Below are 15,263 nucleotides of genomic sequence, written 5' to 3'. Positions count from 1 at the left end.
TTTTTTATTGATATCTAATATGATTCTCTATTTCCTCAATGATCTTTTCTAAAGGAGTATTATGAGGAAACCAGTGTACATCCTCGTTTTTTTTAAACCAGGTAAGTTGTCTTTTGGCAAATCTGCGTGTATTTTTTTTAATTTCCTCTACCGCTGTTTCCAGACTTATCTTTTTTTCAAAATAAGAGAACAATTCTCTGTATCCAACAGTTTGCAAAGCGTTACATGTACGATGGATATATAAAGAACGTGCTTCTTCCAGAAGGCCTTGTGACATCATCATATCCACTCTCTTATTAATTCGTGAGTAAATCACTTCACGGTCAGCCGTAAGCCCTACTAATATAGCATGAAAACTTCTTTGGGAGCGGGGAGAAGTAAGAAAAGAAGAATACGGTTGCCCTGAAGCCAGGCAAACTTCTAATGCCCGTATTAGCCTGTGTGGGTTGTACCTGTCTACCTTTTTAAAATAATCGGGATCCTTTTCTTTTAATTGGTTTTGAAGATTCTCGATCCCTTTGTCTTTAAGAGTTTTGTTAAGCGATTCTCTAACAGTATCCGGTATTTCAGGAAATGTATCTATTCCCTTTAAAACCGCATTGACATACAGGCCACTTCCGCCGGCCATTATTACAGTAGTATGTGTTTTAAAAAGTTCATCGTTTAGTTTGGAAATAGCGTCTCTTTCAAAATCTCCAACTGTGTATTGCTCGTGAATACTTTTATGTTGAACGAAATGGTGAGGTACAGCTAGAAGTTCTTCATCAGTAGGTACCGCTGTACCAATGGTCATTTCTTTGTAAAACTGTCGGGAATCTGCTGAAATGATATGCGTATTAAAGTGCCGTGCCAGTTGTATGGCTAATGCAGTTTTTCCTATTGCCGTAGGCCCTATAACTGTAATAAGCGTTTTACCGTTTTTTGTTGAAGTCATAACGGCGTATTATTTCAATTGGTGACCACATTTATAGCAGTATTCTGCATTGTCCAGATGCCCTTCTGTAGCACAGGAAGGACAGCATCTGGTATTTGAACTTTTAATACTTTGCTTATGCTGTTTAGAGAATTCTACCGTAACTATACCGGTGGGTACGGCAATAATACCATAGCCTAGTATCATGATAAAAGTGGCTATGGTTTGCCCTAAAGCAGTTTGAGGGGCAATATCACCATAACCTACCGTAGTTAGTGTTACAATGGTCCAGTAAATACTTCTGGGAATGCTGGTAAAACCACTTTCATCCCCTTCAATTAGGTACATAGTAGTACCCATGATAACAGATAATACCAACACGGTATAGATAAATACTGCGATTTTGGTCTTGCTGGCTTTCAAAGCATCTCTTAACTGAGAGGCTTCACCTAAAAACCGTACCAGTTTGAGTATCCTGAAAACTCTGAGTAACCGGAATGCACGTAACGTTAATAATACCTGCGAGCCTGCTAAAAAATAGGAAACGTAGAGAGGAATGGTAGATAAAAGGTCTATAATGCCATAAAAACTAAATACATAGCGCCAGGGCTTCTTTATACTTATTAGTCTGGATATGTACTCTAAAGTAAAGAAAATAGTAATAACCCATTCACAGGCCAGTAGAAAACCGTGAAAACGCAGATCTATTTCTTTCACACTCTCAAGCATAACAATAACTATACTAGAGAGTATGACTATGATAAGAGTTACATCAAAAAACTTACCGGCAGGGGTTTCTGCTTCATAAATGATTTTATGAAGTTTTTGCTGCCATTTTTTATCAGACGGATGATGATCCATGAAATAGTTGGGTTACCTGTAAATTTACATCATTTTTCAGTAATTTGAACAGGCATGTCGTTTTGTATAAAAACCACTTCTTCAAAAAACTCTTTGAGCTCTGTGTATTGTTCAGGTTCAAACCTACTTCCGTTCACACTAAATACAAACAACATATCCAGAACATTCTCTTTGGCGGTAACATCAAGTTTTAAGGAAAAACGATTCCCTGTACCTGCTATTTCCTTATTTTGTGGTATGTTTTTAAACACCTTGTTTTCCGGTAGTGTTATATGTATGTGATATTCATATTTAAAATCGTACCCAAAATCTACCTGATACGTTCGGTTCTTTAAAGTAAAGGGGTTTTTGTCAAATCGTTCTGATAACAAAAAAGGATATAAAAAATGCTGGTCTCCTGCTGAAATATCTTGTTCTATGTTGTAATGTATGGTTTTTACAAAAGGTTTTGAATGTGCATCCTGATTCAGGATATCAAAACGGGATATTTCTACATCTACTAAAGAACTTACCCTATCTTCCAGTTCGGCAATATGTCTTTCTTTGTCATTTTTGGCGTACTTTTTTCGATCGTTATAGGCGAAATACCCGTTCTTAATTTGCCGGCTTTTTACAGTAATCGTACCATCATCTTTTAGATCCATATAATTCTGAACCACATAGGAAGTACGGTGTGTTGGAATAATGGGTTGCCAATAACTTCCGGTTTCAAAATCAAAAACTCTTCCAGAACCATTAAGGCAGCGAAAAGGGAGTAGCCCAAAATCGAGATCTTTATCGGTAATATCCAACAGGTAATAGGTGTCTCCTATGGTTAATTTTACTACCAGATAATTGAACTCTGAAAGCACAGGGTATAGTCTGGTTGGCAATTCACGGTCTCGGGTTGCCAATAACATAGTCTTAGCATCCAGATTAGCCGCTTTCAATGCATTGAGAAGAATGAGGTTCACTTCTGCTACAGATCCGCTGGCTTCCTCATAGGATTTTTTAACATCATTGTCTCCAAATATATCATAACTTTGGTCCCAGAACATATAGCTTTTAAGATGGGAATAAATGGCTTTTGCTCTTTCCAGATCATCTCCTATTTCATACAGATCTGCAGGTAAGGCTTTTTTGAAATAGGCTGTTTTTTTACTTTGTTGTCCCAGTTCTTCCCCATAATTCAATTCGTAATCTACATCATCCCATGATTTGGTATATTTTTCAACACCTCCTCTTATAGAATGGTATTCGCCTAATTCAAATTCTAATTTGGAAATAAAATTGTCTTCCGAAAGCATATAATCCTCTTTCTGAAAAGCAGGCACATCTTTCATAATATAGGTGCTTTCACTGCAGCTCCCGCTTCCTATACTGGGAATGGTAACACAATTTTTTTTTACTGTAGCATTGTGGTGAGCTATGGGAAGGTTCCCAATAAATTTTGTATTATATACAAAATTACCTGGTATGGACGTGTCATATTGGCTGTACAGTTTAGGGATATCTGTTTGAAAACTCCACGGAATGAAGTTGTAAAGAAAAGGGGAAGTGATTGTATAACTATAGTCTATAACACTGCCCTCTTTAATATTTGGGACTGTAAATTTAACCAGATCTGTATTTTCGGTGTAATCTTCATGAAAAATGGCTTCTTTACCAAGCGTGGTTTTTTCAATCGTACCATTTTCACCTTTGGTAAAAGAATAGGCCTTGATATCACTTATTTTTTCACGATCCCTTGAAGTGGTAGATTTATATAAACTTATAGCGATATTGGCCCGGTCAAAAGCACTACGGTCAAAAATCTTGATCCTCCTTACACATTCAAAAGTGAGTATCGGGCCATTGCTTTCATAGCGTATTTTGGCTTTTCCGTGGTCGTAAAGGATCACCGCTCCTGCAGTAGTGTCTTTTTCGTAAGTGGTCATCTCAACATCGGAAATGGGCGTAACGCCAAAAGTGAATGTTTTTTGTTGTGCATATCCATAGTTTATCAATAGTAATAAGTAAAAGGAAATGGGTAGGTACTGTTTTTTCATTGGAGAAGATGGTTAATGTTTATTATTTTATGTGATTCTTTTTTTCTCAGATACGATTGAATAATGTGCTCCAGATATTTGTCGTTAGGCATAGTAGTAATGATTTCTCTTAAAATTTTCAGGTGGTTTATTTGGTGATTAAGCTGGTAAAAGCCAATACCTTTAAAAATACCTTTTTCAATGAGTATCACACTGCGTTCGTCTATTTCTCTGCCTTTACCAACAATAAGCATATTTTCATAAGGGTAGGTATAGGCTTTAATTGAATCTGATACTCTGAGATTATAATCTTCAGGGGGCTCATTGCCTATACATGCCCCCCCACAGGGATATATTTTTTCCCGGGTACAGTTTTTTTTTATGGAAAGCGAAACAAAACGCGAGCACAAATTAAAATTGTCTGACATTTTAAAAAGGGTGCTTTTGGCCTCACTATAACTTTTAAAAGTGGCTGAAGCCTGACCATTACTGTGAAACTTCCCTACCATTAAATGGCAATATCCATCATCATCAGTCTTTTCATAGAGTGCATATTTATAGCGCCCAAACCTTGCAGAACCATTTACAACAGGACGATTTTGCTGTATTTCAATATATTCTTTTATTATGGAAATAAGTTCACTTCCGGTTTGTTCGTAGGTAACTGCTTTTACGTGTTCCTGTATATGAATAGCCTGGTCATGAGAGCTGGTAAACAGTTTGTTGACCTTTCTGCGAATGTTATTACTGCGGGAAAGGTATATAATTTGTCCTTCTTTGTCATGTATGTAAAAAACGCCTGTAGTTGCAGGCAATTGGTCGAGAATATCCAGTAGCCGTGAGGGAAGGGTGTTTTCTTCAGTAGATCGTAAAAGTGTTTTAACAATGGACTTTTCGGTATCTTTGGCCAGAAGCATTTTAAAAAGCTTGAGAGTAGCCAGGGCATCACCATGGGCCCTGTGCCGGTCACTTACCGGTATTCCTAATGACCGGGATAGTTTTCCCAAACTATACGAGTCTTTACCGGGAATTAATCTTTTAGCGAGTTCTATAGTGCAAAGTGTTTTTCGGTCATACTCAAAACCAAGCCTTCTGAACTCCGTTCTCAGAATACGGTAATCAAATTTCGCATTGTGAGCTATGAGGATACAACCTTGCGTAATTTCAACAATACGTTTTGCCACTTCATAAAAGCGAGGTGCATTTCGTAACATGGCATTAGTAATACCCGTAAGGTTGGCTACATACTCCTGTATTTCCCTTTCAGGATTGACCAGGCTAATAAAGCGATCGGTCACTTCATGGCCATCAAAACGGTAAATGGCGATTTCGGTAATACCCTCTTCGTTGTATTTACCTCCGGTGGTTTCTATGTCTAAAATGGCATACACAAATGATTTCCTGTAAAGGACTATTTGTAAAAATATTTATAAATATAAGCGGTAATTAGTCATAATTACGTTTTCCAAAGATACTACTTCCTATACGAACCATAGTACTGCCACATTGTACTGCTATGAGGTAGTCTCCGCTCATACCTATAGAAAGTATATCTATTTTTATTTGTCTGGAAGAAAAACGGGTATCTTGTAGCCTGTCAAATAATGACTTAAGAGATGAAAACTCCTGCCGTATCTGTGTTGTATTGTCAGTAAAAGAAGCCATACCCATTAAACCTCTTATATAAATATTAGGCAGGTTATTACTTTCAACAGCCTGCAAAACAGTGAATAACTCTTCTTCAGACATCCCAAATTTAGTTTCTTCCTGTGCGATGTGCATTTGTAACAGGCAATGAATTACCCTTTCGTGTTTAGCAGCCTGCTTGTTAATTTCCTTTAAAAGTTTAAGACTGTCAACCCCGTGTACCAAATGCACATAGGGCGCCATATATTTTACCTTATTGGTCTGTACATGCCCTATCATGTGCCATTCAATATCTTTGGGCATAGCTTCATACTTAGAGGTCATTTCCTGTATTTTGTTTTCGCCAAAAATGCGCTGGCCACATTCATAGGCTTCCATGAGTACTGACACCGGTTTGGTTTTCGAAACAGCCACCAACACTACGTTCTCTGGAAGTTTACTTTTTATTTTTTTCAGGTTCTCTGCAATATTCATTGTCAAAATACCGGTTGGTATATAATATTTTAAGGTATAATTTTCAAAACTTAAGAGAACTCATAGATCGTGAGCCCGCTACGAAGTTTAGGTTCAATAAAAGTACTTTTAGGCGGCATTTGTAATCCCTCATCGGCAATTTGTTTCATTTCCGCTACATTTACGGGAACCAGGCTAAACCCTACACTAAACGTTCCATTGTCTATTTGCTCTTTCATTTCCAGTACATTGTGTTTTCCAAAACCATATGCTATGCGATTGTCGTTTCTAAGGTCTTCAATGCCAAGAATAGGTTTAAGTACCGTTTTATACAAAATTTGGGTATCAAGACTACTTAACGAATCGGTAAACTCGTAAAGTGATTTTCTTAGATAAAGTGAGTAAAATGCCCCGTCCAGATACATACTGAAATGGTGTTTTTTAGAGGGTTTGTACAGTTCCAACCCACGATTTTCTATACGAAACCATTCGTCCAGCCGTATTAGGAATTCTTCTTTGCTTAAACCATTAAGATCTTTTACCATACGATTAAACTCATAGATCTTAAGGTGAGATTCCGGAATAAGAAAACTCATAAAAAAGTTATATGGTTCATTTCCTGTATGGTTGGGATTCTCAAAAGCCATTTCCTGAGCAAGAAGAAATGAAGAGGCACAACGGTGGTGCCCGTCTGCTATGTAAAGTGCTTCGGTCTTTTCAAATTCGCTTTGCAGCCTTTTTATAGTTTTTGGATCATTAATGACCCAAAGTAAATGGGTTACCCGGTCTGTTGTGGTAAATTCATATTCCGGGCGTTCATTCATAGTGTTTGTAATGAGCTTGTCGATTTCTTCTCTATCAGGATAGGTTAGAAGTACGGGTTCTGCATTAAAACCTACTGTTTTCAGATATTCTTTGAAAAGCTGTTCCCGTAGCTGTAATGTATTTTCATGTTTTTTAATAACATTATTCTCATAATCCCGGGTACTGGTACCTGCTAAAATACCGCAAAAACGATTACTTCTGGTAATTATTTCATACACATAAAAACAAGGAGACGCATCAGTGGTAAAAATGCCTTCTTCTTTAAATTCCTGATATCTGTTTTTTACGAGTGAAAAACGTTTAGCCCCTGAAACAGATTTATGAAAACGGTATCCGGGATTAATTACATGAAGAAATGAAAAGGGATTATACTTTAAACGTAAGTTTAACTCACTCTTGCTGTAATTCTCGTAAGAGCGTGAGGGTACAAGTGTTACTTTACTTCTGGTAGGGCGTACTGCTTTAAACGGTTGTATTTTAGCCATAGTGCCGGTTAAATCATTAATCTAAGTTCTCAACCTGCAAACTGGTTGGCTACTTTTTCGGCTTTCCTGCTTTCGGAGTAGTCATAAAAACCTTCCCCCGATTTTACACCCAGCTTACCTGCGGTCACCATATTTACCAGCAAAGGGCAGGGGGCGTATTTAGGATTTTTAAAGCCCTCATACATCACATTAAGTATCGAAAGACATACGTCTAATCCTATAAAATCTGCCAATTGTAAAGGGCCCATAGGGTGTGCCATACCTAATTTCATTACGGTATCTATCTCTTTAACCCCGGCCACGCTATTGTATAGGGTTTCTATAGATTCGTTGATCATGGGCATTAAAATACGATTGGCTACAAAACCGGGATAATCATTTACTTCTACCGGGGTTTTATTTAATTCTAAAGACAGTGTTGTAACGGCCTTGGTAACCGTATCTGTTGTATCATATCCGCGTATAATCTCAACCAGCTTCATAAGTGGTACGGGGTTCATAAAGTGCATTCCTATTACCTGTCCCGGCCTCTTGGTAACTGCTGCAATTTTAGTAATAGAAATAGAAGAGGTATTGGTGGCCAGAATGGCATCTGTTTTGCAAAACTCATCCAGTTGTTTGAAAATATTGAGTTTAAGCTCTACATTTTCTGTGGCAGCCTCTACTACCAGGTCTGCCTGTTCAACTCCCTGCTTAAGGTTTGTACAGGTAGTAATATTATTCAGGGTTTCTTTTTTGCTATCTTCGGTAATACTGCCTTTCGCTACCATTCTGTCCAGGTTTTTGGTAATAGTAGCCATACCTTTTTCCAGAGAAGGAGCGGCAATGTCAATTAATTGTACTTTAAAACCATATTGTGCAAAAGTGTGGGCAATTCCGTTACCCATAGTTCCGGCACCAATAACTGAAATATTTTTCATAGAGATTAATTAGATTTAGTTTACTGGAACTTTGTAGGGGGTTCCAGGTATTTTCTTTATATATGTACGGTAATTAACCAAAGGTTTTTATTAGAAAAGATCTATTATTTGATGTGCGATTCGTAAAGCCTCTGTGGCCTGACTCAAAGAAACGATGGGAGTAGTATTCTCTGTAATTGCGTCTGCAAATGTTTCCAGCTCATCGAGAATAGCATTATTTTGATGTATTTTGGGATTCTCAAAATAAATTTGCTTTTTAGCCCCTTCTGCATTTTGAAGTATTAGTGCAAATTCTTCCGGCTTTTCAGGTGCATCTTTCATTTTCACTACCTCTACTTTTTTTTCGAGAAAGTCAACAGAAATATAGGCATCCCGCTGGAAAAATCTGGATTTCCGCATGTTTTTAAGTGATATCCGGCTGGCTGTAAGGTTGGCTACACAACCATTCTCAAATTCAATACGGGCATTGGCTATATCGGGTGAATTACTAATAACGGATACACCACTGGCGTGTATGTTCTTAACTTTTGAATTTACAACACTTAATACAATATCGATGTCATGGATCATCAAATCCAATACCACGGGAACATCGGTACCTCTCGGGTTAAACTCGGCCAGACGGTGTGTCTCGATAAACATAGGGTTATGTATTTTGTCTTTTACTGCCTGAAAAGCAGGATTAAAACGTTCTACGTGCCCTACCTGGCCTTTTAATCCGCGGGCCTCACATTGTTTAATAATCTCGCGGGCTTCTGCTACGGTATTGGCTATAGGTTTTTCAATAAAAATATGTTTTCCTTTTTCTATGGCTTTTAAGGCACAATCGTAATGAGAAAGAGTAGGAGTAACAATATCTACCATATCTACAGCATCCATTAGAGCTTCCATAGAATCAAAATAGGTATATCCAAACTCCTGGGCTACCTTAAGTGCATTTTTTTTATCTGGATCGTAAAATCCGGTAAGTTCGTATTTTTGAGATTGCTGTAAAAGCCGTAAATGAATTTTACCAAGATGGCCTGCGCCAAGAACCCCCGCTTTTAACATATGTTTTTTCTTTTGAACAAAAATAGCATTAAAGAACGATTCTTCCATAAAATAAGTCATAAAACCAATAGTAAAAACGGGCATTATGAATAAAAGCTTCGTTTTTCTAATTCATAATTGAATAAGTGATATTTGGTAACAAAATACTTTTAGCTTATTGAGTAAATTGTGATAATGCGTATTTTTGGCAAACCAAACCCAAACTAACTTTGAAAGATTCATTTAAGCATAAAGGACTAAGGAACCAACTTGCCGATCTTATTGCCTCTAAAGGAATAAAAGATAAGAATGTACTGGAGGCTATTAGAGATGTTCCCAGGCACGCTTTTATGGATAGTGGTTTTGAAGATCACGCCTATAAAGATAAAGCATTTCCTATTGCAGCCGGGCAAACTATATCACAACCTTTTACGGTTGCTTTCCAAACGGAATTGCTACAGGTTAAACCCGGAGCTAAAATATTGGAAATAGGAACGGGGAGTGGCTACCAGACGGCGGTTCTCATTAGTATGGGCGCAAAGGTATATACTATTGAAAGACAATTGGAACTCTACAAAAGTACCAGCAGGATTCTTCCTTTTATTGGCTATCGTCCGCGAAAGTTTATTTTTGGAGACGGGTATAAAGGGTTGGCTGAAGAGGCGCCTTTTGATGGCATTATAGTTACAGCAGGGGCCCCTTACGTACCAAAACCGCTTCTTGCACAACTTGCTATTGGTGGCCGGCTGGTTATCCCGGTTGGAGAAGAGAACCAGGTCATGACCGTATATGAACGTACCTCTGAAAAGGAATTTGAAAAAACTACACACGGCAACTTTCGTTTTGTTCCCTTGTTAGGAGATAAAAACTAGTTAATTCTCAAACAGGTTAAATATCTTTAGCCCAATAATAAAACCATCTTCCCGAAAACCGTTTTGATATGAACGTACGTAATCAAATCTTAAAAACCGGAACTTACCCCACCCAATATTGTCAATACCTGCGTAAAACTCTTTGTAGGGAGTAAAATTCTGAATGGCGAGCAAACTGGCCCCCGTTACCAGATTAAAGTTCAATTTGTTAAGCAGGGGTATTTTGCCCAGTACGTACCCTTTAAAATTATGTTCTATATGACCCTCAAAATAAGACTCATTGGTGCTTTGTGCATAATACGGTAACAGGTTAAACGTATCTAAGTAGTTGGGAGTGGTCCCTAAAAAGGTTTCATTACCGTTAAAGTGTTGAAAATCTATAAATGTGATCGCATCAGCGTTAAGGAAAACCCCTGCTTTAAGATTGTACCCAAAACGGCCTTTGTTTGAAATATCGAAGGTTTGAGTGGCACGTGCTCTTATTTGGGAAAAATTAAAATCATTTTCACTGGCTCCAAATCCGCCTTCATACGTTAAATAGAGAGTTGGGAATTTGTCACTGGGTATGTTGTAACGTGCATCGGGATAACTAAGGTATTTTTGCCCAAAACGTATTCTTGCAGTAACCCTGGCTTTGAATATTTGATGTTCTTCGAACGCAGGTGTGGTAAAATCTTCCGGGAGCAAAGGGTTATTGGAAGTAAATTCACTGTTATCTACTGTATTAAAAAGAGGTTTTCTGTCTTCAAAAGCAAAAGAACTGAACAATCGGAATCCGTTAAAAATATCCTGTGAATAGTCTAAGGCAACAAATGTTTTTTCATAGGCCTTTAAAAAGTTATCGTTAAATGCGAGGGTAGCTACTGAGTTTGCTATGGGGGTTATGGGTTCCTGTGGGTTAAACTGTTCTACATCAACCCCTGCGGATAGCGATAGATAAGGACGTGAAAAACGATTGAACAAATAGGAAACTGAACCGGAAGCTCGAAGCCGTCTATCTGAAAAACCGTAATTAACATCGGTATTCACACGTAACCAACTTCCTTTTTCTTCATTTTCTTTCAAAAAAGAAAGTCCGGCAGTGGTATGCCAGCCCTGTATGCTGTTGTATTGTGTTGCCCAGATAGGCGCGTTGAAGCTAAGGCTCCAATCTTTGTAAGAGTTTTTATAGGTATATCCAAAAAAGAAATTGCCAGCGGTAAACCTGTTATTTTTACGATCCAGAGAATCCAGGTATTTTTTTGATTTTCGCACTACCTGAATGCTATCTTTTACAAGATAATCATTCACTTCTTCATTGGTAAGAGGAACCGGACGAATGGAGTTCCAGAAGGTGTCTTCTTTTTTGTTGGCATCCTTCACAAAAGAAACGATTTCACTGCTAAAAGTATTCTTGTTAAAAGGCGGATCGAAATCATAATTGCTGTAAACGGCAATAAAGCGTCCGTCTCCCTCAATCCCGAAAAAGCTGAATGCCACATCAAAAGTCTGTGACCTTAACACCCAGAGTTTATCTTTTTCGGAGTATGAGAAGTTCTGTTTAAAATCTATATATTCTATAACCGGAAGCTGTACCTGTTCTCCTGTTAATCGAAATTCTATTCCGTAAAGGGCCCAGTCATCTGCAACTATGTATAAAAAACCTTCTCCAACCCGGTCTTTGGGTCTTTTTGGAGTAACTTTTATTTTATAAATAAGAGTATTGCGGTCGTCATAAAAAGTCCCTTCCAGCCGGTATCTATAATAGTTAAATGCATAATCAGCAATAGGAGAAATAAGATTAGTATTAAAATCTATAGTATTTTCATAAAAGGTAAAGTTTACATCAGAAGCATTATTAAAGCTAAATGCATTTTCATCGCCACTTACTTTTGAAGCTACAATTTCTTCCCGAAAGCGATCTGGCTTTTCATAAAAAAGCTTTGAACGGGTTTCTGAAAGATAGATAATCCCGGAACGCGTAGAGTCCAGGCCGCCGCCAAAATCACCCAGATCCTGCCCGAGAATTTTTTCCGGGGCATTTTTGAGACGGTAAATACCACGGGAATAAAAATCACTGGTAAATTTCTTTATTTTTTCCAGATTGTTTTTACGGTTGGCAATTACCTGGCGTATAACCCGGTCTGCCGGATTGTCTTTTGCATTTACTACCACCTCACCTAATGTTACAGTTTCTTCCTGCATTTTAACATCAAGAACATAAGGAAAGGAACGTATGGATACTTCTTGAATTTCGGTTTTAAATCCCAAGTATTGAAATACCAGAACGTAGTTTCCGGACTTTTCAACAGAGAGCTCGTACTTTCCGTCTTCATTACTGGTAGTACCGGTATAGGTACCTTTAATATAAATATTTACAGAAGGTAACGGCTGGCCGGAAGCATTCGTGACCGTACCATTAATTTGTGACCAGGTACTTTGGGTAACGAAAAAGGATAAAACAATAAAAAAGGAGTAGAAAACCGGAAGGGAATAGATCTTTTTTCGCAAAATCATTTTTTTTAAGAAGTGAGCTTATCACAAAACTAAAATACTTTTTAACACTTGCGCAAAGTGTTTACAAAAAGTTAAACTTTAAGTGCGAAATGATTTTTTAATACGATCCAGATTTCTTTTGGTATCCCGGTCTTTGATCACCTCCCGTTTATCATATATTTTTTTACCCTTTGCCAGCGCGATCTCAAGTTTTGCCAACCCCCGGTCATTTACAAATAAGCGCAATGGCACAATAGTGATCCCGGTATTCTTAACTTCTTTGTACCATTTGGTAAGCTCTCTTTTATTAAGAAGTAATTTGCGCTCACTTCTGGGTTTGTGATTGTAGTGGTGTGCGTGGCTGTATTCTTCAATGTACATATTTATGACAAACAGTTCTCCTCGATCATTAAACTCACAAAAACTTTCGGCAATAGAGGCTTTTCCCTGTCGTATGGATTTGATCTCAGATCCGGTAAGGACAATGCCCGCCACATAGGTATCGAGCAATTCATACTCAAAGCGGGCCTTTTTATTTTTTATGTTTATTCTTTTATCCATAAGGGAACGCAAATGTACTAACAAATACGAAATACACCATCGATAGAGGCAGGTTATATAAAGAATTGAATGTTATTTAAAAATGAAATTCTAATTTTATACCCTTTTAAAACAAATGATCATGAGAAACTATTGGTGGGTGCTATTTTGCCTTACCCTATGGGTATCCTGTAAAGAGCAACAGGAGAAAACAGTTGCGTTTTCTGCACAACAGATTATCGATAAAGCAATTGAAAAGTCAGGTGGAAATTTTATTGAAGGGAAGGAAATTTGTTTTGATTTTCGCGGAAAAGAATATATTTCGGCCAGAAAAGACTGGAACTATCGCCTTCAAAGAGTCGTGATCGATTCATTTGGAGCTACGGTACATGACATATTATCCAACCGCGGTTTTACCCGCTATGAAAACAATAAGGAAGTTATTCTGCCAGATTCACTTATTACTAAGTATTCAAACTCTGTAAACTCGGTACATTATTTTGCCTATTTACCGTATGGGCTTAATGACAAAGCCGTTCAAAAGGAACTTTTGAAGCAAACAGACATTAACGGAATGCCTTATTTTGTAATTAAGGTTACTTTTAGTGAGGAGAATGGGGGAGATGATTTTGAGGATGTTTTCCTGTATTGGATACACACCGGTGAGTTTACGGTTGATTATCTTGCCTATGAGTTCCATACCAATGGGGGCGGACTTCGTTTTCGGGAAGCTTACAACCCCCGTATGGTGAATGGCATACGCTTTGTAGATTACAGAAACTATAAACCCAGAAGCAAAAAAGCAACCCTTTATGATCTGGAAAAGTTATTCAAAGCCAATAAACTCGATCTTTTATCCAATATAGAACTGGAGAATATATACGTACAGAGCTGCCCCGATTGTTAGTTAATACGTAATCTTTGATGATGTATCCGGTTATTGATAACAGTAACTATAAAAAGGCTCCCGTTATCAGTATCATCCATTGACTGGTAGAAGCTTCCTTCGGCCAGTGCATTTGTAAGGGCAGGAGTGGTGTTGCTGTGTCCGACAATCAGCACTGTTTTCCCGTGAGTATCTTCTTTAAAATCTTTCAGATCAAGGTTTCTCGGGTCATATAATGAGATCGCAACTTTTTGTTTTAAAGAAACAGGTTCTGCTGTTTGACGGGTCCTTTTATAATCAGTAGAATAAATAGCATCTATTTTTACATCAGCAAATACCTCGGCCCATTCCAGAGCTCTTGCCATCCCTTCCTGTTTTAAAGAAGGATTCGGGTTTTCCGGATTGGATCGGTCCTTTTCAGCATGCCTGATAAGGTAGTAGGTAGTTATTGTTTCAATGTCATTGGAAGATTGCGCATTAGCAATAACAGGGGCAATAAGGGCAAGTGTAATAGTATAAAAAAGTTTTTTCATGATGAATTTTTTAAAACATATATGCCAAATATATTAGATACCTTTTAGCATAACAACCCTTATGTTTAAAAATCAGAGTATAAATTAATAGGTGACATCTCACGAAATATCGGTAACGATCGCTACTCCGTTAGAAGTCCCTATGCGGGAGGCTCCGCTTTCAATGAAGCTAAGAGCAGTTTGGTAATCTTTAATACCTCCGGAGGCTTTAATCTTTAAACGCCCTTCCAGCACCCGGCGCATAAGTCGTATATCTTCCAGTTCTGCACCGCCACTACCAAAACCTGTAGATGTTTTTACAAAGTCGGCACCTGCATCTGCACTTAGCAAGCAGGCCATTTCTTTTTCCTCACGGGTAAGATAACAGGTCTCAATGATTACTTTTAGTAAATGATTGCCTATGGCATTCTTTACAAAAGAGATCTCCTGTAATACCGCATGTGAGTCACGATCTTTTAATTTTCCAATATTCAGTACCATATCAATTTCATCAGCTCCGTCACTCACAGCCTGTTCGGCTTCAAAAACCTTTACCTTAGGATGTGTACTACCCAAGGGGAAACCTATAACAGAACAAATAGCTACTTCACTTTCCTTAAGTTGTTCTTTTACAAAAGAAACATGGCTTCCATTTACACATACTGCATGAAAATGGTGTTTTTGTGCCTCTTCGCAGTATCTAATTAGTTCCTTTGAGGTGGCAAAAGGACTTAAAAGAGTATGTTCTATATATGAATTTACCTTCATTTACTTACATTTAACATTTTGATAATATCCGTCAAAACATCGATGAAATAACGGTTTTTTACGTTGAAATA

At 37.8% G+C, this 15,263-nt stretch carries 14 protein-coding genes; 2 read left to right on the top strand and 12 right to left on the bottom strand.

The annotated features are described in order from the left end of the window. Positions 1-4: 4 nt before the first annotated feature. The 8 genes from miaA to WAO84_RS02240 form a co-directional block, all read right to left on the bottom strand. Entirely contained in the window at positions 5-934 is a 930-nt protein-coding gene (miaA, locus tag WAO84_RS02275; protein WP_340063400.1) for a tRNA (adenosine(37)-N6)-dimethylallyltransferase MiaA, read from the bottom strand. 9 nt (positions 935-943) lie between these two features. After that, a complete protein-coding gene (locus WAO84_RS02270) occupies positions 944-1,774 on the bottom strand; it encodes an ion transporter (RefSeq protein ID WP_340063399.1) in 831 nt (276 codons plus the stop codon). 29 nt (positions 1,775-1,803) lie between these two features. Next, a complete protein-coding gene (locus WAO84_RS02265; RefSeq protein ID WP_340063398.1) occupies positions 1,804-3,801 on the bottom strand; it encodes a hypothetical protein in 1,998 nt (665 codons plus the stop codon). Further along, positions 3,798-5,171, bottom strand: a complete 1,374-nt coding sequence (locus tag WAO84_RS02260; RefSeq protein ID WP_340063397.1) for an exonuclease domain-containing protein — start codon at positions 5,169-5,171, stop codon at positions 3,798-3,800. The genes WAO84_RS02265 and WAO84_RS02260 overlap by 4 nt, the downstream gene beginning before the upstream one ends. Positions 5,172-5,226: 55 nt before the next feature. Beyond that, positions 5,227-5,901: a YggS family pyridoxal phosphate-dependent enzyme gene (locus tag WAO84_RS02255; protein ID WP_340063396.1), complete on the bottom strand. Its 675-nt coding sequence runs from the start codon at positions 5,899-5,901 to the stop codon at positions 5,227-5,229. 50 nt (positions 5,902-5,951) lie between these two features. Beyond that, positions 5,952-7,190, bottom strand: a complete 1,239-nt coding sequence (locus tag WAO84_RS02250) for a DUF1015 domain-containing protein (protein WP_340063395.1) — start codon at positions 7,188-7,190, stop codon at positions 5,952-5,954. 29 nt (positions 7,191-7,219) lie between these two features. Next, positions 7,220-8,110 carry a 3-hydroxyacyl-CoA dehydrogenase family protein gene (locus WAO84_RS02245; protein ID WP_340063394.1) on the bottom strand — a complete coding sequence of 297 codons (891 nt, stop codon included), beginning with the start codon at positions 8,108-8,110 and terminating at the stop codon, positions 7,220-7,222. A gap of 90 nt (positions 8,111-8,200) precedes the next feature. Beyond that, positions 8,201-9,160 carry a Gfo/Idh/MocA family protein gene (locus tag WAO84_RS02240; protein WP_340063447.1) on the bottom strand — a complete coding sequence of 320 codons (960 nt, stop codon included), beginning with the start codon at positions 9,158-9,160 and terminating at the stop codon, positions 8,201-8,203. A 209-nt stretch (positions 9,161-9,369) separates the two neighbouring features. On the opposite strand from WAO84_RS02240, the gene WAO84_RS02235 reads away from it, so the two are divergent. Further along, the gene (locus WAO84_RS02235) at positions 9,370-10,011 is read left to right on the top strand and encodes a protein-L-isoaspartate(D-aspartate) O-methyltransferase (protein ID WP_340063393.1); all 642 of its coding nucleotides are present in this window, start codon (positions 9,370-9,372) and stop codon (positions 10,009-10,011) included. Here WAO84_RS02235 and WAO84_RS02230 read toward each other — a convergent pair whose 3' ends face one another. Both WAO84_RS02230 and smpB read right to left on the bottom strand, forming a co-directional pair. Further along, the gene (locus WAO84_RS02230; protein WP_340063392.1) at positions 10,012-12,507 is read right to left on the bottom strand and encodes a DUF5686 and carboxypeptidase regulatory-like domain-containing protein; all 2,496 of its coding nucleotides are present in this window, start codon (positions 12,505-12,507) and stop codon (positions 10,012-10,014) included. Positions 12,508-12,585: 78 nt separating this feature from the next. Next, positions 12,586-13,047, bottom strand: a complete 462-nt coding sequence (gene smpB, locus WAO84_RS02225; protein WP_340063391.1) for an SsrA-binding protein SmpB — start codon at positions 13,045-13,047, stop codon at positions 12,586-12,588. Positions 13,048-13,168: 121 nt separating this feature from the next. Here smpB and WAO84_RS02220 point away from each other — a divergent pair, with 121 nt between their 5' ends. Continuing rightward, positions 13,169-13,933: a DUF6503 family protein gene (locus tag WAO84_RS02220; protein WP_340063390.1), complete on the top strand. Its 765-nt coding sequence runs from the start codon at positions 13,169-13,171 to the stop codon at positions 13,931-13,933. Here WAO84_RS02220 and WAO84_RS02215 read toward each other — a convergent pair. Next, the gene (locus tag WAO84_RS02215) at positions 13,930-14,445 is read right to left on the bottom strand and encodes a SixA phosphatase family protein (RefSeq protein ID WP_340063389.1); all 516 of its coding nucleotides are present in this window, start codon (positions 14,443-14,445) and stop codon (positions 13,930-13,932) included. The two genes, WAO84_RS02220 and WAO84_RS02215, sit on opposite strands and share 4 nt — an antisense overlap. Positions 14,446-14,544: 99 nt before the next feature. Then, positions 14,545-15,192: a deoxyribose-phosphate aldolase gene (deoC, locus tag WAO84_RS02210; protein WP_340063388.1), complete on the bottom strand. Its 648-nt coding sequence runs from the start codon at positions 15,190-15,192 to the stop codon at positions 14,545-14,547. Between the last annotated feature and the right edge of the window lie 71 nt (positions 15,193-15,263).

This window comes from Ascidiimonas aurantiaca, from assembly GCF_037646345.1.
GTDB lineage: Bacteria > Bacteroidota > Bacteroidia > Flavobacteriales > Flavobacteriaceae > Ascidiimonas > Ascidiimonas aurantiaca.
The sequence above is the reverse complement of the archived record's forward strand: the minus strand, read 5'-3'. Positions and strand labels throughout refer to the sequence as shown.

What these genes read in the sequence shown, in the direction of transcription:
- WAO84_RS02215 (WP_340063389.1), bottom strand. Translation starts at nt 14,445, where the DNA reads ATGAAAAAACTTTTTTATACTATTACACTTGCCCTTATTGCCCCTGTT.
- WAO84_RS02240 (WP_340063447.1), bottom strand. Translation starts at nt 9,160, where the DNA reads ATGTTAAAAGCGGGGGTTCTTGGCGCAGGCCATCTTGGTAAAATTCAT.
- smpB (WP_340063391.1), bottom strand. Translation starts at nt 13,047, where the DNA reads ATGGATAAAAGAATAAACATAAAAAATAAAAAGGCCCGCTTTGAGTAT.
- WAO84_RS02270 (WP_340063399.1), bottom strand. Translation starts at nt 1,774, where the DNA reads ATGGATCATCATCCGTCTGATAAAAAATGGCAGCAAAAACTTCATAAA.
- WAO84_RS02255 (WP_340063396.1), bottom strand. Translation starts at nt 5,901, where the DNA reads ATGAATATTGCAGAGAACCTGAAAAAAATAAAAAGTAAACTTCCAGAG.
- deoC (WP_340063388.1), bottom strand. Translation starts at nt 15,192, where the DNA reads ATGAAGGTAAATTCATATATAGAACATACTCTTTTAAGTCCTTTTGCC.
- WAO84_RS02250 (WP_340063395.1), bottom strand. Translation starts at nt 7,190, where the DNA reads ATGGCTAAAATACAACCGTTTAAAGCAGTACGCCCTACCAGAAGTAAA.
- WAO84_RS02245 (WP_340063394.1), bottom strand. Translation starts at nt 8,110, where the DNA reads ATGAAAAATATTTCAGTTATTGGTGCCGGAACTATGGGTAACGGAATT.
- WAO84_RS02220 (WP_340063390.1), top strand. Translation starts at nt 13,169, where the DNA reads ATGAGAAACTATTGGTGGGTGCTATTTTGCCTTACCCTATGGGTATCC.
- WAO84_RS02230 (WP_340063392.1), bottom strand. Translation starts at nt 12,507, where the DNA reads ATGATTTTGCGAAAAAAGATCTATTCCCTTCCGGTTTTCTACTCCTTT.
- WAO84_RS02265 (WP_340063398.1), bottom strand. Translation starts at nt 3,801, where the DNA reads ATGAAAAAACAGTACCTACCCATTTCCTTTTACTTATTACTATTGATA.
- miaA (WP_340063400.1), bottom strand. Translation starts at nt 934, where the DNA reads ATGACTTCAACAAAAAACGGTAAAACGCTTATTACAGTTATAGGGCCT.